General features: G+C 47.8%; 14 protein-coding genes and 1 pseudogene. All 15 read left to right on the top strand.

Annotated features, from left to right (window positions below; translation table 11 throughout):
- The first annotated feature begins 2 nt into the window (after positions 1-2).
- Positions 3-479: a type VI secretion system lipoprotein TssJ gene (gene tssJ / locus BZG81_RS14415; RefSeq protein WP_077461339.1), complete on the top strand. Its 477-nt coding sequence runs from the start codon at positions 3-5 to the stop codon at positions 477-479.
- Positions 480-484: 5 nt separating this feature from the next.
- Positions 485-1,819 carry a type VI secretion system baseplate subunit TssK gene (gene tssK, locus BZG81_RS14410; RefSeq protein WP_077461338.1) on the top strand — a complete coding sequence of 445 codons (1,335 nt, stop codon included), beginning with the start codon at positions 485-487 and terminating at the stop codon, positions 1,817-1,819.
- Positions 1,820-1,821: 2 nt separating this feature from the next.
- Positions 1,822-2,589 (top strand): type IVB secretion system protein IcmH/DotU, encoded by a 768-nt coding sequence (gene icmH, locus BZG81_RS14405; RefSeq protein ID WP_077461337.1) that lies wholly within the window; start codon positions 1,822-1,824, stop codon positions 2,587-2,589.
- A 38-nt stretch (positions 2,590-2,627) separates the two neighbouring features.
- Positions 2,628-5,267 (top strand): type VI secretion system ATPase TssH, encoded by a 2,640-nt coding sequence (gene tssH / locus BZG81_RS14400; RefSeq protein WP_077677720.1) that lies wholly within the window; start codon positions 2,628-2,630, stop codon positions 5,265-5,267.
- A gap of 2 nt (positions 5,268-5,269) precedes the next feature.
- Entirely contained in the window at positions 5,270-6,850 is a 1,581-nt protein-coding gene (locus BZG81_RS14395; RefSeq protein ID WP_077677719.1) for a sigma-54 interaction domain-containing protein, read from the top strand.
- The gene (gene vasI, locus BZG81_RS14390) at positions 6,847-7,521 is read left to right on the top strand and encodes a type VI secretion system-associated protein VasI (RefSeq protein ID WP_241827400.1); all 675 of its coding nucleotides are present in this window, start codon (positions 6,847-6,849) and stop codon (positions 7,519-7,521) included. The genes BZG81_RS14395 and vasI overlap by 4 nt, the downstream gene beginning before the upstream one ends.
- Before the next feature lie 2 nt (positions 7,522-7,523).
- Entirely contained in the window at positions 7,524-8,936 is a 1,413-nt protein-coding gene (gene tssA / locus BZG81_RS14385) for a type VI secretion system protein TssA (RefSeq protein ID WP_077661564.1), read from the top strand.
- 61 nt (positions 8,937-8,997) lie between these two features.
- Positions 8,998-12,498, top strand: coding sequence for a type VI secretion system membrane subunit TssM (gene tssM / locus BZG81_RS14380; protein WP_198533665.1), 3,501 nt, complete (start codon positions 8,998-9,000; stop codon positions 12,496-12,498).
- A gap of 48 nt (positions 12,499-12,546) precedes the next feature.
- Positions 12,547-13,818 (top strand): type VI secretion system ImpA family N-terminal domain-containing protein, encoded by a 1,272-nt coding sequence (locus tag BZG81_RS14375; protein WP_077677717.1) that lies wholly within the window; start codon positions 12,547-12,549, stop codon positions 13,816-13,818.
- A 191-nt stretch (positions 13,819-14,009) separates the two neighbouring features.
- The gene (gene hcp-2, locus BZG81_RS14370) at positions 14,010-14,528 is read left to right on the top strand and encodes a type VI secretion system effector Hcp-2 (RefSeq protein WP_077576942.1); all 519 of its coding nucleotides are present in this window, start codon (positions 14,010-14,012) and stop codon (positions 14,526-14,528) included.
- Between the two features lie 123 nt (positions 14,529-14,651).
- Positions 14,652-16,829, top strand: a complete 2,178-nt coding sequence (gene tssI / locus BZG81_RS14365; RefSeq protein ID WP_077677716.1) for a type VI secretion system Vgr family protein — start codon at positions 14,652-14,654, stop codon at positions 16,827-16,829.
- Positions 16,826-17,632, top strand: coding sequence for a DUF4123 domain-containing protein (locus BZG81_RS14360; RefSeq protein WP_077677715.1), 807 nt, complete (start codon positions 16,826-16,828; stop codon positions 17,630-17,632). The genes tssI and BZG81_RS14360 overlap by 4 nt, the downstream gene beginning before the upstream one ends.
- Complete coding sequence (locus BZG81_RS14355) at positions 17,625-21,167, top strand: toxin VasX (protein WP_077677714.1); 3,543 nt, start codon at positions 17,625-17,627, stop codon at positions 21,165-21,167. Before BZG81_RS14360 ends, BZG81_RS14355 begins: the two co-directional genes overlap by 8 nt.
- A 31-nt stretch (positions 21,168-21,198) precedes the next feature.
- A complete protein-coding gene (locus tag BZG81_RS14350; RefSeq protein ID WP_077677713.1) occupies positions 21,199-22,155 on the top strand; it encodes a hypothetical protein in 957 nt (318 codons plus the stop codon).
- Position 22,156: 1 nt separating this feature from the next.
- Positions 22,157-22,394, top strand: a pseudogene (locus BZG81_RS14345) (hypothetical protein); the annotation flags it as partial.

Raw genomic sequence — 22,394 nt, 5'->3', positions numbered from 1 at the left:
TCATGCTTAAAAAGTTAGGTGTGCTTTGCGCAATCATACTATTGACAGCCTGTAGTTCTTCAGATGAATACAAGCCTGAAGAACAACCCACGACTGCGACGTTTAGTTTAGTCAGTGACAGTGGTGTCAATCCGAATATAGCAGGAGACCCAGCACCTATCGAGGTACAAGTCTTTGAACTCGAAGATGATTCGATGTTCATGTCTGCGGGATTTGATCAATTGCGTACTGACTATGAAGGTGCATTGAGTAGTAACTTTATTAATAACTACGACTATGTTCTGACCCCAGGGCAATTCAAATTTGTCAATGCGTTTGAGATCGACGAAGACACAAATTATATCGGTGTGATGGCACATTTTGCCGAACCTAATCTCGGGGAATGGAAAAAAGCTGTCAAAGTGCTGAACAAAGGCCGCAAGTATCATTTGTTGATGCTATTTCAAGATTATGACGTGAAATTAGAAAAGGTAGAATAAAGGTAATGTTTGCACGTAATCGCGTGATATGGAGCGAAGGGCTCTTTATTAAGCCTCAGCATTTCCAGCAGCATCAGCGCTACAGTGAGTATTTATTGGAAGAGCGGTTAACGTCCGTCAGTAAATATTTATATGGCATTGCTGAGCTGTCACTAAATCCGGAATATCTAGCGTTTGGACGTATTGCCATCGAGCGAGCAGTCGGTGTCATGCCAGATGGAACGGCGTTTCGTATCCCACAAGAAGACGTAATGCCTGAAGCGTTAGAAATCGAAGACGGATCGCTTTCAAATCAGTTGATTTACCTTGCTATACCGTTACGCAGTGAATCGATTATGGAAGTGAACTGGCCTGATGAAAAAGGGTCAGGGCGCTATGAAAGCCGTCGTATCGATGTGCGAGATGTACAGAGTGTGCAAGGTGACACAACCACGCTTGATGTATCACCGGTTCAGTTGCAATTGATGCTAGAAAAAGAGGATCGCAGTGCCTATGCCTCTATTCCTATTGCGCGGATTTCAGAAAAGCGACCTGACGGTAGTGTTGTCCTTGATGCTAATTTTATTCCGTGCCATTTCAATGTTGCTGGTAATGCGACCTTGCACCGTTTTATCAATGAAATGTCTGGTTTGATGCAAGAGCGCGCAAAAAATATCGCTCAACGTATTAGTTCTCCTTCTCAGGGCGGTGTGGCTGATGTCTCTGATTTTATGCTTTTACATTCGTTGAACCGTCTGTATCCGCAGATGAAGCACCTTGCCTCTTTAGGCAGTCTGCACCCAGAACGTTTGTATGAATGCTTGTCGTCAATTTGTGGTGAGTTAGCAACGTTCACGGATGAAAGCCGTCTGGCACCGTCAATGCCAGCTTATAACCACGATATGCCGGGTGATGCATTTTGGCCTGTTATCCGCTATTTGCGCCAGAGCCTCAGTGTGGTGCTGGAGCCTCGAGCCGTCTCTATTCAGCTAGATAAGCGCAACTACGGCCTGATGGTCGCGCCGGTTCAAGACCCGCAATTGATGGAGTCGGCAGAGTTTATCGTTGCAGTTAAAGCACGTATGCCATTGGATGAGTTACGGCGATTGTTCACTCAGCAAACCAAAGTCTCTTCGGTTGAGAAAATTCGCGAGCTTATTTCACTTCAACTGCCTGGTATTCCGCTGATTTCGCTACCTGTTGCGCCTCGCCAGTTGCCTTACCATGCCGGCTATACCTACTACCAATTGGACAAAGAGAGTGCGGCGTGGTCGATGCTCACGAACTCTAGTGGCTTTGCGTTCCATGTCGCCGCCGCATTTGATGATCTTGATATTCAATTCTGGGCAATAAGAGATTGATTATGGCAGCCACTGACGAAAGTGTCTTTAAAGACCTCCTACATGATAACGTTGAAAAAATAGACAGTGACCAAGATTACTGGTTTCAACTACGTGGCCACAATGCTAATGCGTTGGTGGATGCGGCAACCCCTCTATTCGGGTTAGCGTTGCGAGTACGTTCATTATCCAGTTGCGAGAATATTGAGCAAATCTACCACCAAACGATCGAGGAAATAAAAGCGATCGAAATAGAGCTATCAGAGCAAGGTTATGAACACGCAATGCTGATGGCATATCGCTATATATTGTGTACGTTTCTTGATGAAGCGGTCATGGGTACCCCATGGGGAGCTAACACCTGCTGGGCTGAGCATTCAATGTTGTCTCGTTTCCACAATGAAACATGGGGAGGCGAGAAAGTATTTACCGTTCTAGGTCGTTTGGAAAACGAGCCCGAGAGGTATCGACCATTACTCGTGTTTATTTATCACTGCTTGTGCTTGGGCTTTGAAGGGAAATATCGAGTGATTGATGGGGGGTATGCGCAGCGAGAAAAAGTCATTAAAAGGCTACATGACCAACTATTAGATGATGAAAAGCAACCCAAACAACTGAGTGAGGGGAGTAACCATGTTGTTAACACTCGGTATGCACTCAGCCGCCAGGTGCCGCTTTGGTCTATTTTTGTCGGATTTCTCGTCTTGTGGGCGGGTATCTTCGCTGGCTATTCATACTTTCTACATGAAAAGTCTGAAAATGTACTCAGTCAACTGAATCAGTTGCTGTGACCCGAACAACATTATATTGATTAGAATTAGGTGTCCCTGTGATTCGAATTGAATTGTCCACGCTCATCGCTAAATTAAATGCGCCAAGCAAATTAGCGCTCGAGCAAGCCGCCTCATTATGTATTGAGCGTCATCATCCTGAAGTCTTAGTTGAGCACTTCCTAGAGATCTTGCTAGATAATCCTTTGTCTGACGTTCGACTCATTACCAAGCAAGCAAATATCGACACTGAGTCGCTTAAGCAAGCGCTCGCAGGCAATTACGAGCGAGATAACACGCTTGATACCTACCCAGCGTTCTCGCCGCTGTTGGTTGAAGTACTGCAAGAAGCATGGTTGCTATCAACCACAGAGCTAAACCAATCAGAATTGCGTTCGGGAAGCGTCTTTTTTGCGGTATTAAATCGCGCCGACCGCTACTTGTCGCGTTCGGCATCCAAGTTATTAGCAGGCATTAATCGCGAGAGCTTGAAAACGCATTTTGACGCTATTGTCGCGGACTCTGCTGAAACTGCCGTGGAAAGTGACCAGAAAAAAGGGCCAAAAGCGCCATCAATGGAAGGCAGCGAGTCACCGCTTTATAAGTATTGCTCCAACATCACCGCACAAGCCAAAAATAGTGAATTGGATCCAGTGCTTTGTCGCGAAGAAGAGCTCAACTTAATGGTTGATATTCTTTGTCGCCGTCGTAAAAACAACCCAATTGTTGTCGGTGATGCGGGAGTAGGCAAAAGCGCCATGGTGGAAGGGTTAGCTTTGCGCATTGCGGCCGGTAATGTCCCAGAGCGCCTACAAAACGTTGAGCTATTCTGCCTTGATCTTGGTTTGCTTCAAGCGGGTGCTTCCGTCAAAGGTGAGTTTGAGAAACGCTTGAAAGGTGTCATTGATGGCATTAAGAGCGCGCCGAACCCCATTATTCTGTTTATTGATGAGGCTCATACTCTCATTGGCTCAGGAAACCAGGAAGGGGGCAGTGATGCCGCCAACTTGCTCAAACCCGCCTTAGCGCGTGGCGAGCTGAGCACGATCGCCGCAACCACCTGGAAAGAATACAAAAAGTATTTCGAAAAAGATCCTGCTTTGACGCGTCGTTTTCAGTTGGTGAAGCTTGAAGAGCCTTCCGTAAACCAAGCCGTTGATATTATGCGAGGGCTTGGCAGTGTGTATGAAAAAGCCCATGGTGTATTGATTGCCGATGATGCCTTAAAAGCGGCGGCGGAACTGTCTGCTCGCTATTTATCTGGGCGTCAGCTGCCTGATAAAGCGATCGATGTACTCGACACTGCCTGTGCACGGATTGCCATTAACTTAACGACTCCCCCTAAACGTCTCGCGTTACTTGAAACACTCTGTCATCAACGCCAGCAAGAAATAGAGATGCTGAAGCGAGCCCAATATATTGGCCAAGCCGTTGATCAAGCTCGTTTAGATGAGCTTGAGACACAAGAGCAAGCGGACGAAGCTGAAAAGCATGCACTGCAAGCACGCTGGGGGGAGCAGCGTTTGTTGGTTGAGGAAATCATTGATCTACGCGCGACACTGTTAAATCCGCCACTATCAGCCGAACTTGATGAGGGTCAAGTTGATGAAGCGTCACAAGAGCAAGACCGTGAAGCGTTAGCAAAGACATTGGCTGACAAATACGATGCACTTAACGCTATTCCGCATGACCAGCGGTTGATGCATCCACACGTTGATGCTGAGCAGGTGGCAGAAGTGATTTCTGATTGGACAGGCGTGCCTATCGATCAAATGAACAGCGACGAGCTCTACAAAATCACAAACCTGACAACGTTACTGGGAAATGCGATTAAAGGGCAAGACATTGCTATCGAACGCATACATCGGCACTTACTGACTGCGCGTGCGGATTTGCGGCGCTCTGGACGGCCCAAAGGCGCATTTTTACTTGTAGGACCAAGCGGCGTCGGTAAAACAGAAACCGTGGTGCAATTAGCCCAGCAACTCTATGGTGGTAAACAATTTTTAACCACGATCAACATGTCAGAGTACCAAGAAAAACACACGGTCTCACGTCTTATTGGTTCGCCCCCAGGTTATGTTGGATATGGCGAAGGCGGTGTATTGACCGAAGCAATACGCAAGATGCCATATTCTGTGGTGCTTCTTGACGAGGTTGAAAAAGCCCATCCAGAAGTGCTCAACATCTTCTATCAAGCTTTCGACAAAGGGGAGCTAGCGGACGGTGAAGGGCGCATGATTGACTGTCAGAACACCGTTTTTTTCCTGACGTCTAACTTGGGCTATCAAACGATTGTTGACTATGCACACGACAAAGCCAACATTGATGATGCGTTATATCCTGAGCTTGCCGCATTCTTTAAACCTGCCTTGCTGGCACGGATGGAGGTTGTGCCTTATGTCCCACTAGAACGTGACGTGTTGGCGGAGATCGTACGCGGCAAATTAGCGCACCTGGAAGCGACTTTTGCTCAGCGCTATGGCGCAACCGTTGATATTGACGACAGCCTAATTGACGAGATTTTGAAGCGCGCGACGCGGAGCGAAAATGGCGCTCGTATGCTTGAGGCGATTATTGAAGGACAGTTATTGCCACCCGTCTCACTCGAATTATTAAACAAGTTGGCCGACAAAGCGGCGATCACGCACGTTCGTCTACTGGCAGATAATGGCGAGTTTAAGGGTGAGGTAGAATAAGAATGCATAACTGGCTAGCTTATGTTACTGACTTAGCTCGGGAAAGGCGAACAACTGACTTGCAGTCTCGCTTTATCCGGATTTTGGTCAGCGAGCTCAAGCTGCGCAAAGGAATGCTGCTGGTCCCGAGTTGTGATGGCAGGCAGCTTGTCTGCCATTCCAGCGGGGAGTCTTGGTCTGTCACCGACTTTGACACGCCATTTGCACACGTGTTGCAAAATGCGACGACTAAGCATTTAGTGGCAGAAGACATTGTGTATTGGCAGTCTAATCGAGCCTTTTCAAAGGCTATTGGCGATCTTGGCTTATTTGAAGCCGTCTCTATTCGACCGTTAATTCGCCATGATAGACATGTAAAACTCTTGCTTTGTCTTATCGGCGATGACCAAACGCTATCTAGCCTTTGGAATGATGCGTCGTTTTTACAGGTATTGGATGTGTTTGAACATCAATGGTCACTGCTCAATGAAATGGAAGGAGAGGAAAGCAATCGTCGTGCGTTAAAAGCCTCTTTGACTGACATTGAAAAGCAAACACGGCAGCAAGAAAGGGCGGCGAGCCTATCCTCCACCCTGATTGGAGACAGTACTTTAATGAGAAGACTGCGTGAGCAAATTGCTAATGCGGCTTCCTCACAATTATCTGTACTGGTTCAAGGCGAGACAGGAAGTGGTAAAGAACTTGTCGCGCGTGCCGTGCATGATTTATCACCGCGCCGACACCAGCCATTTATTCCGATCAACTGTGCTGCTATTCCTGAACATTTGCTAGAAAGTGAGCTATTTGGTTATGAAAAGGGTGCATTCTCAGGTGCGAACATAGATAAAGAGGGCCTGATTGCTCAAGCAAATGGCGGAACACTGTTTCTTGATGAAATTGGTGATATGCCGATGAGTTTGCAAGCTAAATTACTGCGTGTGCTTGAATTAGGGACGTTTCGCCCCGTCGGAGGAAGTCGAGAGCGTCAATCTGACTTTCGGTTGGTGTCCGCGACACATGTGCACCTGCTGGACAATGTAAAAACAGGCTCTTTCCGTCAAGATCTATACTATCGTTTGCTCCAATATCCGATTCATGTGCCATCGCTTGCTCAGCGCAAAGAAGATGTGCGTCAGCTGAGTTATCACTTTCTTGATAGATTTAATCATCAACATGGCACTCGTGTAGGAGAGCTGCAGCCTGACGCGCTCGATATGCTCTTGAGTTATAGCTTTCCAGGTAATGTACGAGAATTAAAACACCTTATTGAATACGCATGTGCTCAAACGCCTGATCGTGAATCTATCAGCATTGCGACCTTTAGTGGGCGTATCAGTAACGGGCAACCTGTATCAGGCTCCTCAAACGTTCAGTCGATGCCTATAGGCTATACCAATGGCGCGTCGACGGCTGATAGCGTGTTAAATATTGATGCAGCTTCCATCGCCGATCTAAAACAAGCGTTGCACGACTTTGAGCAACGGATCATCACTGATCGCTTGTCTCAATTTGATGGCGATAAAAGTAAAGCTGCCGATAGTTTGGGCATTCCTCGTCGAACCCTAACCTATAAGTGCCGAAAACTAGAGATAAAAGCCCCATGAATAACCCAAACTATTGTGCACTAGCCGGGGTCATGCTGGTGTCAATCTTGGCACCGTCCACGGTGACTGGCGCACCTGCTTCCGCTCAAAAACAAGTTGAGCAAGCCAAACAATGCCGCGCGGTGACGTCACGATTAGATCGTCTCGCCTGTTTTGATCGTGTATTTAATACCCAAGTTTCATCGTCTGAACCTGCAGATAATCACTTAGAAATGCCGTTACAGTGGCGTAGAGCAACACAAGCGGCACAAGACAGTGCGCCAAAAACATGGTCCTTGAATCAAAAGGGTGAGGGACGAGGAAGTAGCGCATGGATTACGTTACAGGCGAGTAACATTAACACCGCTTTTCGAGGCAGCGAACAGCCGTTATTGATGCTTAGCTGTATCGATAACTTAAGCCGAGTGGAGTTGATGCTACCGGAGCCGATTGATGATGGTCGGGTCAAACTAACGTTCCCAAATACTCAGACCCAGTATTGGCGAAATGATGACTCAGGTGTTGTGCTCTCGTCCTCTCGTGGCCTACCTGCAATCCGTCTAATGAAGACATTAGCGCAGGATGAACGCTTAACCATTCGCTCTAATTCTCAGTACGTTGATGGGCTGACATTTGATACCCAGCCATTAAGTAATGCACTGGGCGCTCTTCGTTCTCGTTGTGGTTGGTAAATATGGAACTGAAAGAATATAAACGCAGCATTTCACAGCCAATCCCGGGAAATAGCGCAGTCGGTGAGCGTTTAGTCGATGATCCTTTGTTTGATTTCGTTGAAGATCAGATGATGAAAGTTGGCTCTCTCTCCCATGCTGATGTTCAGTGGGACGAGGTGGAGCACAGCGTTGTTAAGTTGTTAGCAGAAAAGAGCAAAGACATTAAATTGCTGACTTACCTGCTGCAGTGTCTACATCACCAAGCGTCTCCGGCTCGCTTTATCCTCTCGTTTGAGTTGATGGCATCATTTATGTCTCAGTATTGGGAAGACAGCTTCCCAGCACCGGGTAAGCGTGGAAATCTGCCTCGTCGAAAGTTCTTTAGTCAAATGGCACAGCGATTTTCGATGGCGATAGATAAAACGGACTTTGGCCAGTTTGATGCGCAAGATCGTGAGTCATTGACGAAGGCGATCGCCGAATGGGAAAAGGCAGTTGAAGAGAAAGGCCTGACCAATGACGTCGTCAGTAGTGTCGTCGTGAATGTGCGAGCCGAACTGCGAAAGGCGGAAGAGCGTCAGCGTGCTAACCAGACCGCGAAAGAAACACCGCAAGCCTCGGCGCGAACCGCAACGACAACAGCGACATCCTCTGGCTTAGATGTTGATCACTCCAGCGACAAAGCAACCAAGCAAACGTTACTAAAAGTCGCCTCTTTTTTGGCGGAACAAGATGACGGTATGGCACTCGCGATCCGCCTTCGTCGCTACGCGGTTTGGTACAGCATTACCGCCTTACCCGATCATAAAACCGGCGGCGAGACGCAATTGCGAGGGATGCAACAAGATCGAGTGAAAGACTATCAAGATAAAATGCGGCACCCCGATTTGGCATTATGGCGGCAAGTTGAGCAAAGCCTCACTATGGCACCTTACTGGTTTGAAGGGCACTTAATGAGTTACTCCATTGCTAAAAAATTGGGTCACCAAAGTTGGTGTGACGCGATTCAGTCAGAAGTCAGTCAGTTTCTAGAGCGGCTTCCTGGGCTGGCAGAGCTGAAGTTCAAGGGTGGAGAGCCGTTTGTGTCTGATGCGGTTAAAGATTGGCTAGCTCATGGCAGTACAGGACAAGCAAGTGGAAAGACCGTAAACGGTGACTGGCAAGAAAAGAGAAAAGAAGCGCTGTCGTTGGCCAAAGAGGGAGGTATTGCGGTAGCACTCTCCATGCTAAACGATGGGCTACAAGCGGCACGAGAACCACGCGATCATTTCTATTGGCGAATGATATCGGCCGATCTCATGCGAGCGAATCAACTTAACAGTATGGCTCAAGAGCAGTATCAAACGCTAAATCAAGAAATTAAAACCATGAGCGTCATCGACTGGGAACCCAGCTTGGTGGAACAACTTGAACGCAGTACAACGTCAGAGTGATTAAGGGCGAAAATTCATGTGGAAAAACATTTTTAAAATAGCGAAAAAGCTTAAGCCTGGCATGGTCGCAGCCTTTCCTATTTTATTAGCAGCGATTTTTATTCTTGTTAATGTCGCCATTTGGTGGGCAGGCCCTTGGTTGACGATGGGTGAGAAAAAACCATTAGCATCCGTGATGGCACGCGCTATTTGTAGTGGTTTTATAACGCTTGGCGCTTTAGCGATTTGGGGCGTATGGCAATGGCGAAAGCTACAAAGCTTCCAAGCAGAGCAAGCGCACACTGAACGATTGCGTGAAGACCCCATTCAGATATACGAAGAGCGCCAAGAGAAAGAGCTGAATCAGGTTGTTGCAAATATGAAGCAAAACTTGAACAAGCGGAATCATCTCTATGCACTCCCTTGGTATCTTGTTCTCGGGCTTGAAAATGCGGGGAAAACTAGCCTAATTAATCGTTCGGGGCAGAACTTTGTTTTCTCTTCGGTTATGCGAGCATCGGGCAAAAAGAGTGAGAATCCATACTCATTTGACTGGTGGATCGGTGACGAATCGGTTGTTATCGACCCAGATGGTGAGTTGCTGACACAAGGACATAAGGACGAAAATAATGATGGTGAGCTTGAGCGTCGTTTGTGGTCGCACTTTGTTCAGTGGCTGGAGCAGACCCGTAGCCGCCGTCCGCTGAATGGGATTGTATTAACCCTTGATGCGTCACACCTTGCCACGGCCACGGCATCAGAACGCAAGGCGTATGCCAACCTATTACGTGCCAGGTTGCGGGAGTTGATGGAGACGCTATCGACACGGCTTCCTGTTTATATTGCACTAACAAAACTCGACTTGTTGTATGGCTTCGAACCGTTTTTTAAACATTATTCTAAGCAGCAACGCGATGAGGTGCTTGGTTTCACTTTTTCTTTAAACTCTGTGGATGACTTGGACTCATGGCTTAAAGAGTTTGATGAAGACTATTCTGCATTTATTGATCGCATTAATGCGATAGTTCCGCATGCACTGGCCGCTCCGATTGATTTTGAGGATCGTAAAGCGATTTATAGCTTCTCGCGTCAGATCGCTGGGCTGAAAGATATTCTTGCTACTTTTTTTAATGAAGCACTGGCGAGTGACCAATTCTCTACTTCGGCGCTGGTTAGAGGCGCGTATTTTACCTCTGTCTATCAGCAAGGGGTACCAACGAACGCATTCGATGATGCAGCCTCTCGTCGTTATGGATTGTCACATGCGGTCAATCATGCTCAAAAGGCCAAGAATTCAACGATTTTTTTCACGCAAAAACTATTTAGCAATATTATCTATCCCGAAGCGGGACTCGCGTCGGATAACTTCCGCGTGGCAAAACATAAACGGCGCCTGATGGGAATGTCTGTACTGGCATGCTCTATCGCCACTGTCTTATTAGTGGGGACGTGGCATCGCTATTATCTGGCCAACGTCGCACATGCAGATGCGGTATTGACAAAAGTTGATCAATATAAAACCCAGTTCTCAAACAGTGCTGCCGGTGCATCGCAACGTGAGGTGCTCAAACCGCTCAACCAGATCCGTCAAGCGACGCTGGAATTTGGCTTTTTCCGCGAAAAGCCTAAATATGTCTCTGACTTTGGTCTATATCAGGGTCATGTGATTGGACCTAAAGTCGAACAAACGTACCTCAACCTATTAAAAAGTCGATTCTTGCCTCTTTTGATGGCGGATACGGTTGTTGATCTTAATCAGGCAACAACAGATCAAGAGCAGCTGGTGGCGTTACGTGTTTATCGGATGATGGTGGATAAAAGCGGCCGCTATCATGACTATGTGATGGATTATTTTAGTCAACGATGGCAACAAGAATTTTCCGGGCAAAAGGTCATTCAAGAACGTTTACTCGGCCATTTGGATTATGCCATGCGGCATACGGATTTGACGGCTGCACGTCGTCAAGGTGACGACGTGGCAGAGCGTGTGATGCGGCCCTATGATATGACCATTGCACGTGCTCAAGCCGATTTGCGGACAATGCCGACCGACCAACGTGTATATCGGAACTTGAAGCTAGACGCAGAGACCGTTCTGGGCTCGGGAATGAACCTGCGGAACGCGGTAGGTCCTGTCTTTGATGTTGTTTTTGATGAGCGAGAAGTCGATAGCGAAAACTTACATATTCCGCAAATGCTGACCAAAACTGGCTTTGAAGATTACTTTGTGCCGAAGCTCCAGTCAGTTTCTGACTTGGCGTTGATTGATAGCTGGGTATTAGGTGAAGCAGAAACGGCGCAGTTTAGTGACGCGGATAAAAAGGCACTTAGAAACAAAATACGTGATTTGTATGTTGCTGATTATACAAATACGTGGCGTACAGCGCTGAACGAAATTGATGTGAAGTTTTTCAGTGATATTAACGATGCCGTAACGGTTCTGGATAATTTTACTGGACACGTAGGACCGTTGCAGCGTTTATTACGCACCCTCGAAACCAATACCCAGCTTGTATCAGGCCTCGGTTTGGATGAAGACGCTCAAGAAGCGATCTCAGAAAATCCAAAATATGAGGTGGCGTCACAAATACAGGCACCATTTTCAGATTTGAACAGTCTTGTTAAAGCGGTGAATGACAAACCGGCCTACCTGAGTGAAGTGTTGGCGTCGGTACAGGAGCTAAAAAGCTACCTTAAATCTATCCAAGATGCGCCTGACATAGGTACAGCGGCACTGGATGCGACCAAAGCACGTGTTAAGTTGGTGAATACCGACCCCATTTATACACTTAAACGGATTGCTACCGGTTTACCTGAGCCGCTTGATGGTATGGTTGATAAACTCGCCGATGAAAGCTGGCATGTCGTTAAACAAGCGGCCATCAAACACCTTGAAGTCCGTTGGTATCAAGATGTCTATCGCCCTTATCAACAAAAGTTGGCGAACCGATATCCGTTTAATCCGAATGCCAGTAAAGATGCATCACTTAGCGACTTTGAAAGCTTCTTTGCGCCGGAAGGAACCCTGGATAATTTCTACAATAGTCAGCTGAAAATGTTTATAGATGAAAACATATCAGTTGGGGATAAAGGGACAAATGGGTCGTTAATTCGCCCAGACCTGCTAGCCCAGATCCAAAAAGCACAAAAAATCCGAGAAGCGTTCTTTAATCGTAAAGGTATCTTGGATGTGAGCTTCTCTGTTGAGCCCTTGCGTTTAAGCAGCAATAAACGACGCAGTGTTTTGAATGTTGATGGCCAGTATGTGACCTACAGCCATGGGCCTAGAGACAGTATTGAGCTCATTTGGCCAAACACGCTTCGTGACTCGGCTACCTCAAAACTGACATTGGTGCCCACGAAAACCAACCTGTCACCACGTAGTGTCGTGATTCGCGGTCCATGGGCGTTGTTCCGTCTCCTTGATCAAGGTGCAGTGGTCTCGGCTAGCACTACCTCGGTTGACTATCAATTCAATGTTGATGGCGGTGGAATGATCTACCGTGTTAATGCCCAGGCTGCCACTAATCCATTCACGCAGCGCTTGTTCAAATCGTTCAAGCTCTCACGCAACCTCTACTAACTGATCATGGGGCGAGTGCACTCGTCCCTGCTTTATCAGGAATGCTAAATGTCTTTTATACTCTCGATTGATAATCAGCCTTTTCGTATTATCCAAGATGTTCAACCCTTGCGTGATGACGAGCGTTATCAAGCAATTAGAGACCAAATCAATAAACGACACTCGCCATTATCCGGGGGGACCGATTGGCAATTTGTAAAAGATAACTGTCAAGCACTCGCCAGTGAGCAAGGTATTGATTTGCTGCTCAGTGGCTACTATACCGTCGCGGCATTAAAAATTGGCGGCCTAGCAGGATTGGCAAACGGGTTGGAATTGATCCTTGCTTGTTTGAATAACGAAGACGCGGTCTCTGAAAAGCGTGCCCGGGCGCGAAAAGAGGCGCTGGAGTGGGTGAATGCTCGAGTACAAGGAGAGCTAAACCAGATTAAGCCAGACCAACAAGCATTACGCGAGTTGTACCGTTGTGAAAAGCTCTGCGACACCCTATATCATGTGCTCGAACACCAGCAACCCAAGTATGTGGTTGACTATGAGGGGATCGCGTATGTGTTGTTTGAACATATCGACCGAATAGAAACACGATTTCATAGTGCACTAAAACAGCAACAGCGCGATGAAAACGTTAACCCAACCATTAGTATAAGGGTAAGCCGTATTCGCACTCTATTGGCCGGTGTCGTAGGGGCCTGTTTAACCGCGTTCATATGGCTGGGTTACCCATATATCCCTTACTTTCAAACCCCCTTTCAAGTTGATGCGCCGGCGCCGAGCTTAAATCATGCTGACGCCACGGCGGCTTTTGCAAAAACGCATCAGCCAAGCACATTAGCGCGCTGGGAATCACAATTCGTCCCGTTATACGCGCAATCGACAACTCAAGAATTGGAGCAGTCGATTGAATCGAGCAAAGTACTGGCCAAGGCGCATCTTAATGCACTGGCCACACTCTATGCCGACAATAAACAAACTCGTGAATTATTGACGCGTTATGACATGGAGCGCAAAGAGGCACTGGGAAATACCGCTAAATACATCGATAAGTTTCGCGCGGTTCGAACCAAGATGGCGAATATGGCTCTACTTGCAGAGCAAAACCGCTGGTGGGCGTTGCAAAAGCAAACTCGATCTTTGGAAGATTTCGCCATCAGCTTATCGCCTATTTATGGACGAGCCGATTATGTCGAAACACTTGTGGAACAGGGTGATATCGATAAAGCCAACGCCGAGCTAGCCGTACTTACCGAACGCTTAAACCACCTAAGTTGGAAAGTCGCCCAGCTTCAAGAAAAAATTAATGTCCATCAAGCTACCCGGTAGCCTTATGCTGAGCAACTTTTTGCTTGGCTTGGCAAGAAGTTGCTTGGCACGTGCAAAAAATTGGTCAGTCATATTATAAAGCACTGATTTTTAATGGTAAAAAACTTGGCATGTATTTCGCAGGATAAGAGAGCGAACAGGCACACTGCCACGGTGGCGATGTGTCTTCCATGACATACAAAGGAGCGATTATGCCAACGCCATGTTATATCTCGATYGAAGGCGAAACCCAGGGTTTGATTACTGCCGGTGCCTGCACCGCGGATTCTATCGGTGATTCTTTTGTCGAAGGCCACGAAGACGAAATGCTGGTGCAGCAGTTTGACCACAATGTGACGGTTCCCACCGACCCACAATCAGGTCAGCCCTCTGGCCAACGTGTGCACAAGCCGTTTAAATTCACCGTGGCACTCAACAAAGCGGTGCCATTGCTTTATAACGCACTGGCGTCGGGTGAGAAAATGTCAACGGTCGAGCTGAAGTGGTACCGCACCTCGATTGAAGGGAAACAAGAAAACTTCTTTACCACCAAGCTGGAAAGCGCTTCGATTGTGGACATTCACTGCGAGATGCCTCATTGCCAAGACCCGGCGAAGTCAGACTTTACGCAGAACCTGACCGTGTCGATGTCTTACCGCAAAGTGACGTGGGACCACGTCAACGCAGGCACTTCAGGCTCAGACGACTGGCGCAAGCCTATCGAAGCCTAATCCTTCATGGCGACATGAAGACACAAACAGCCTGCCTTTACGGGCGGGCTGTGGTGCGTTGAGCCAGACGGCAGGGTCTGGCTGAACGTATCAGGGTAAACAAGCAGGGCGAAGGATACACAGATGGCGACATTGCAAATAGCGTTAACCGTGACGGGGCTGGACCCGCAACCGTTCGTGGTAGTGGACTACCAAGGGGACGAGTGCCTCTCTCACCAAGCCGGTATCAATGGCAACCCGGTGTATGGGTTCCAGTATGAGGTAGCATTGGCGAGCCGCCATACCGACCTCACGCCAGAGCAAGTGGTCGATAAGCCAGTGCAGCTGACGCTGTGGCGCAACGGCGAGCTGGTCAAACGGGTGCAGGGCATTGCCAGTGCCTTTAGCCAAGGTGACATTGGTCATCACTTTACCCGCTACCGCTTAACCTTGGTGCCCGCCCTGTATCGTCTGTCGCTTCGCCAAAACAGTCGTACCTTCCAGCACCAAACCGTGCCGACTATTCTAGAAACCCTGCTCACGGAAATGGGGGTGACGGAGGTTAGCTTCTCGCTAACCCGTGACTATGCCGAGCGTGAATACTGTGTGCAGTACCGTGAAAGTGACTTGGCGTTCTTCCACCGCTTAGCGGCAGAAGAAGGCTTGGTGTATCACCATGAGCACGATGCCAACACCCATACCCTGATAGTGACCGACGCACCCGACAGCTTGCCCCAGCTTGAGCGCCCGGTGCCTTATAACGCAATAAGCGGCGGACGCACCGATACGCCGTATATCTATGGGCTTACACGCCATACCGCGGCGCAGCCTAGCCACACGGCGTTAAAAGACTACAGCTTCAAAAAACCGCACTACAGCTTCCAACAAGCGGCGCAAGCCGATGGCATTGATTACCAGCGTACCGACAGCTACGAGCACTTTGACTTCCCGGGCCGCTTTAAAGACGACGCCACTGGACAGGCGTTTAACCAAACCCGCTTAGAGTACTTACGCCGTGAGGCCGAGCATACCAACGGGCAAAGCAATGAGCCGGCATTACGGGCCGGCTATCGCTTTACCATCAGCGACCACCTGGATGAGGGCGTCAACCAAGCGTGGCAAGTGGTGCGCGTGCACCACCAAGGCAGCCAACCACAAGCACTGGAAGAAGAGGGCGGCCAAGGCGCCACTACCTACAACAACCAGTTTATGCTTATCCCTGCCACCATCCCGTGGCGTGCAACCCCCACGCCCAAACCTCAAGTGGATGGCCCTATGATAGGCACCGTGGTGGGACCGGATGGCGAAGAAATCTTTTGTGATGAACACGGGCGAGTGAAAGTCCACTTCCCGTGGGACCGTTATTCCAACGGCGATGACAAAAGCAGTTGCTGGATACGGGTGGCGCAAGGCTGGGCAGGCAGCCAATACGGCATGATGGCCATTCCCCGCATTGGCCATGAAGTCATCGTGTCTTTCTTACACGGTGACCCCGACCAACCGATTATCACTGGCCGCACCTATCATGCGACCAATGTGCCGCCCTATACCTTGCCGGCTAACAAAACCAAGACGGTCTGGCGCAGTGAAAGCCATCAAGGCGAGGGCTACAACGAGCTCACGTTCGAAGACCAATCGGGCAGTGAGCAAGTGTATTTACACGCACAAAAAGACTGGCACACCGAGGTAGAAAACGACCGCGTGACCGAGATAGGTCATGACAACCACCATCAGGTACACAACGACCAATTTCATCGTGTGATGGGCAATGCGCATCATACCGTGGAGGGAGAGAGTCGCACCCGTATTGGTGGCAACCACTCCAATCTCGTCAAAGCCAGTGAGCACTATAAAGTCGGTAAGGTTCATGCGGTGGAAGCCGGAAGTGACATTCACCTAAAAACGGGCGCTAAACTGGTGATCGAAGCCGGTGCAGAAGTTACCTTGAGTGCCGGCGGTAGCTTTGTGAAAGTGGATGCGGCAGGCGTGCATGCTTCTGGTGCCGCGGTGAACTTAAACTCAGGCGGCAGCGCAGGCAGTGGACCAGGCTTTAATGGCCAAATGGCGAAGCGTCCCAAAACTATCGACGCCTTGGCCGATCCCGAAGCCGCGCCACTCCCCGATATCCAAGCGGTTGATGTAATGACCACATCAGAAACACAGCAAGGGGCACCGACGCTTATCGCTGTTCCAGCGACGGCGAGTCTTGTGCAACAAGTTATTGCCGACGTTAAATCTGAAATACCAATTACGCAAGCGTGTCTTAAACAACCTGACGGTAGTTGCCCGCTGTCAGACTGCCCCTGTGGGAATAACGTATGAGCTTACATCTAGCATCCACCCATGGTGATGAGCCGATAAATTGGTATGCGCTAGTGAGTGACTATGACGGCATGCATCAAGAGGTTTATGGACTTATTGCTGGTCACAATATTGAACCACTTTATTTATCGACGCCGCTATCAGTGATGATAGAGCGTAGTCCACTTGTTATTCCTTTGAGAGCGAATGACTGCATTGTCGATAAGCTATCCAAAGATAGGACTTTATACTTTTCTGCTCCAAACACGGTAGGGCTCGACGCTGTTCTAGCGCAGTTAAGAAATCGCCTTCAAGTGCAGTTTTCAGCCGCGCGAAAAGGCTTTTTACATTACTACGTACCGGCAGTAGCAAGCTATTTTTTGTTGCTTGCTGAACCAAGTGATACCGCTGATTGGCTCGGTATTCTCTCTGGGGCTTATGTTTACCAGAAGATACACAGTCGACAACCTGAGTGGGTGCATATCCTCGGAGCAAATACCGTAGAAGCATCGTCGTCATTGTGGCAGCTGACGGATTCACAGAAAGATGCATTGAACGAAAAGCACACAGAGCAAGAGATACAGCAATGGGCTGAAACGCAAGGCATTGACGTGTTTGACTGGCCCAAACAAAAAGCAGTTAGCCACTTTTGTGCAAAGCATCGAATAGAGAGCCTGGCGTTAATCAATAAGGTTCACGCTCTCCTACATGAGAATGCGATCAGTTTGGACGAAGCATCGTTAACAATCGCACAAGGACAGACTGAAACGAGCATTGTGGAACAATTAGAGAAATGGGTGTCTAGGGAGTATTTAAATGTCTGATAAGTTTTCTTCAGCGCCTGCATGCGATGGCAAAAAGCTTCTTATTGAAGTGACAGGAATACAACATGGAGCTGAGCAGGATTTTGAATTTTATGATCTAACAGACATGACGCAGCAACCTTCTCTTGAAGCCAAGAAGAAGATAGATCCCGAACTCGATGACACCACGGTATATAGCTGGGACTGGAGCGACGAGAAAGAAAATCGTAACGTTTGGTTGAAAGTGGATGCCGACGGTGGACCCATTAAGCTACCGCTATTTGAAAATGTAACAGTGACTGAGAGAAAGCAAGACGAGCAAGATTACTTGGTTCACTCAGTGCTTCCGCTCACTCTTTTGCCGTCATATCAGGGATCCGTGACCAATGCGGACCGTGTGGCACCTGTTCGCGCGGGGTATTTATATGTTTTTTATAACCACAAAGCATGGCGAGAGATCCACATTACACCTGAAGACGGGGAAATGTGCTTAAAAGACGTTCATCTCTATCGTTATCGAGAGGGGCGAGATCAACCCTTTAAAGATGAAGAACGTGTGGCGACAGGAATGCCCTTGAGTGAGATTTGGATCCCCGCCAAAGCAAAAAACGAGCAATCCGTTGTTCATATTGCATTTTCTGAAGTGCAATGGAGTGCGCCCCGTCTGAACTATCTTGAGGCACACCCAGAGCATTTAATGCAACGTGCTAAACCGCTAGACAGTCTTAATGCGGTTGATGGGTCAGACATACTGAAAATCACAGCGTTACCTGCTATGCGAATGAGGGCGCCTGAATTAGAGTTCTTCCTTGCCGAGCCGATGCAGCTCAATCGCGATCTCTCCGGCGCTTGGGTTAAGCAAACCTATCAAACGGTGAAAGGAGAGCTCGAGTCCATGAGGGAAGATGGTGCGTCCGCGCCGAATATGCTTCGGTATTATGATCACCAACCTCACCGCTACGAGTATGGGCTCAGACACTCTGCACTGATGGACATTCTTTCTCCTGACGCTGAAGAGAGCGAAATGTGGGAGGCTGAAACGACAGACGACTACCTCGCTCAAGCCAAGCAAGGTCATTTAAGAGCCATCGTGCTGGATGATCCGCTTTTTGACCTTAGACACCATACATACCTCGCGCGAAGTGGTGTGGCTTACATGCAACAAATTTACGTTGATATGAGCCAACAACCTCATTACCGCTCTGCGGAGTTAGTGCAAAAGCTCGTTGTTCCTCCCAAGTTTGGCGAAAATGAAAATCCGTCACATGCTGCGTACGATGAGATGGATACTTTCTTAGGGGGACGTTTTCATCGAACACTTCGCACCGTAGAGCGTCAAATATGCTGCACCGATATAGAAAATTTGCAAGGTTACGTACAAAGCATTATTGAGGAACCGCGGCTGGCTGAGGTGATACGAGATATTAGTTCACTCAACGATATTAATGCAGCGGCAGCCCACAAGCTGATAGGGGAAGCGGCATCTGCGCTTTGTGCGAATACGAAAAAGCTTGACCAACTATCTCACTGTGATAGCCGGAGGATGTCTCCCTATTTCGATACGGCAAAAGCCATTTTATTACCCAACAGTGGATCGGCTTTGCACTCGATACTCTTCCCTGCTGAACAAAGTGTTAGCTTGGACGAATGTTTGGAGCAGCCGCCAGAGGCGGCTAATCTAGGCGACGGGTTGGCAACGCCTGAATCATTGGCGTTGTGGTTTAAAAAGGGTCAGGATATTCAAGATGAAGATTTACGCATCTTCGATCTTGCTTTTATGTCGTCTGCCAATAACAACGAAGAGGGCGCATTTGGCCCCGTGCGACAGGTTGCGAATACTCTAGATGGCATTCTTCGAGGCTATTACGAAATATTGTTGGAATTGAGCCAAGATTTGGCTGATGAAGCGAAGGTGATTGAATTTAACAGTGCCTATGCACCTGTTTTGCGGCTAATGAAAGCAGCAAATAGCGAGGTGTGGGGGGACATTACCTATCAGCCCGTTGGCGGAAAGGCGTTTAGAGGGACCGTCGTTGGCGTCGAAGGGCATGGTCTGACTTGGGGCCTAAGTAATACCGATCGAGAGCACATAAAAACTAAGCAAAAAAATGCACCCATGGCACGTATGTATGAAAATGCGTCAGGGAAACTGGTGGCCTCAACCGGTAAAAATGCGTTTAGGCCGAGTGATATACCCGGTGTTGATCGCGCAGCAGTTGGGCCTAAGTTGCCACTTAAAGTGGTTGTGGTGTCAGAAGACAGCCATGTGGCAGAAGCCTTTAATCAAGCCAACACCCGCCGAGCGTTAAATAATGTCAACCAGACGGCCAGCAATGCCTACGAGGGATTACGTGTTCCTTATTTTATTGCGGTTATTGAGCTTGTAAACCTTATGGTTAACACTCAACATTTTAGTAACTTGGCCAGAAGTAAGGATTCAGTTTACTCTGGTGCCCAGGTGATTAGCGTTGCAGCGGATCTCGGTATTGCGACCGTACATGCTTCTAACTTGTATACACAAAATGCCTCTCGACTTGCGACTGTATCAAATGCCAAAGCTTTTAACGTACCCAATTCTCTGGTCGATTGGGTATCCTCTAAAAGTAATACAGTAAGGCTGGTTGGTAAAGTTAGCGCAATAGGTCTAGCCAGCCTTGCCGCAGGCTTTTTAACCGCGGCGATTGCTGGTTGGGATGCGATTCGTCTATGGCAAAGCAATGATATTGATGCCAGTATTGCCAAGGGAATGGTGGCAACAGGAGCCTTGGTTACCACAGTTGCGACAGGGTTATTTACTACCAGCGCACCAATACTATTTGGTATGGGCCCAGTGGCTTGGCTAGGTATAGGCCTGTCAGTAGTGGGATTGGTCCTCTATTCGTTTTGGAAAAACACCCCCTTAGAAGATTGGATGACGCATGGCCCCTTTGCTAAAGAGCCTAATGAAGACTATCAGCACCTGTTAGATCCTAAGTCGGCGTATGAACATTTGGTAGGCTTGTTTTTAAAAATATCTACAAAAGGTTATCATCTCGAGAGTCAAACAGCTTTTTCTGAACAATTGAAACGCCGTATGCGAGCGCTTGGTGCAACACATATTATTCATGTGAATACGAACCTAGCCTCATTGCTAAACCCAACTAGCCTTGATACCGACTTTTATGCACGTCAGGCAATTGAAAGAAAAACGGTGAAGATTAGTCGTGTAGGTAGGCAAGAAGAGAGAGAGATCATCAACATAAGTTCGGCTAATTCAACACTATTAAAGCAAGAAAAAACTGACGAAGGCTACGCGTTCTTTATTAAGTACGAAAAGCACGTGCCCAAAACAAATATGGAATCTCGTTTGCTTTCTGGGCGAGTTTATGAACATCACTACTCGCCAGCGTTAATTACAAGGGCTCAACTTAAAGTCGAAGAAGCTATTTTTCCAACACTGACGATGGAGCAACTTGAAGAGGGAAAAGTTAGAACCCCTGTGCCTAGCTTTAATCTAGATGATGATAGCGATCTAGGTTGGGCGAAAGACTCATTAATAATAAACACACGTGGCTAATGCTTGTAAAACAATAATTTGGTAGTAATTAATGGCATATAATACCGAGTACATCACTCCACAATCATCTAAACCACCGCACGGCTTTTTACAGCGGCTACTGACTAAAGGGCAAGTTTTACCCTTTACCAAGGCAAATGACACCATTGCTTTGTCACTTGCTCGAGAAACAATGCCATCGAAAATAAAAGAGACAGAAGGGAATGAAAAGCCATCATTCTGGACTGAAAGAAGTTTAGATAGTGAATCTCTATCAGGCTGGTCTCAGTTATACTTCTTGATAGTAGGGTTGGTAAAAGTAATACTAATATTATTTCTACCTTTGGCCTATTTGGTGTTCCTTTATCCATTGTTGTTTGGTTATGCAAGTTGGGATAAAAGATGGGATGATTGGTTAATGGTTTCTTACGGCCTAACCCTTTATTTCACACTTCCTTGCTTGCTTATATGGGGTCACTACAAGTTGGTATGTAAAGGCTACTATTTCTTAGCGCCTTTCTTAAAAAGCAAACGTGTTTATAGCTTAAACCGTCAAACAGGGATGGTGACCTTGTATAAGCGTGGCAATAAAGTGCGCTTTACGCATCCTTTTATTGAATTTGATTGTGTATTGATGTCGGCACCCAGCCCGCAAGGCCACCTGAACTACAATTTGATGTTAGTTCATCGCTATCAGCCTTACTCTGTGGGCGTACCTATTAGTAACTTAATTGGCACCAACGAGCGTGTGGTGGAGTACCAGCGCTTGTGGAATATGATCCAGCGTTACATGGATGTGAGCCAACCGATGCCAGATCTGTTGGTGTTAGAAGAAGCTAGAGCCAAAGACCCTGTAACCGCTGCCCATGATCAACAGACTGGCCGTGATCCGCGTTACTGGCGAGATATGAGCGATGATACCTACAAGAAGACGCTAGCGGAAATAGCCGAACAACAAAAAACATCGCCCGCCACCGGTCCAAAGATCAACATCTTTGCAGATAGCTGACATGGTCTACAACACTGAGCAACTGTCGCTACAACCCGCTAAACCACCGCACGGTTTTTTGCAGCAGCTACTCACTAAGGGGAAAGTGTTCCCCTTTACCAAGGCAAATGACACCATTGCTCTATCTTTGGCTGGGGAGATTACGCCCTCTTATCTCAAGGAGATAGAGGGCGACAATAAGTCGTTATACTGGAATGAAGAAAGGTTGAATAGTGAGGCATTGTCCGGCTGGTCTCAGT

Source organism: Salinivibrio sp. MA607, assembly GCF_001996245.1.
In the GTDB taxonomy this organism is placed as follows: domain Bacteria; phylum Pseudomonadota; class Gammaproteobacteria; order Enterobacterales; family Vibrionaceae; genus Salinivibrio; species Salinivibrio costicola.
Note: the sequence above shows the minus strand (reverse complement) of the source record. Positions and strands in the feature narration are given on the sequence as shown.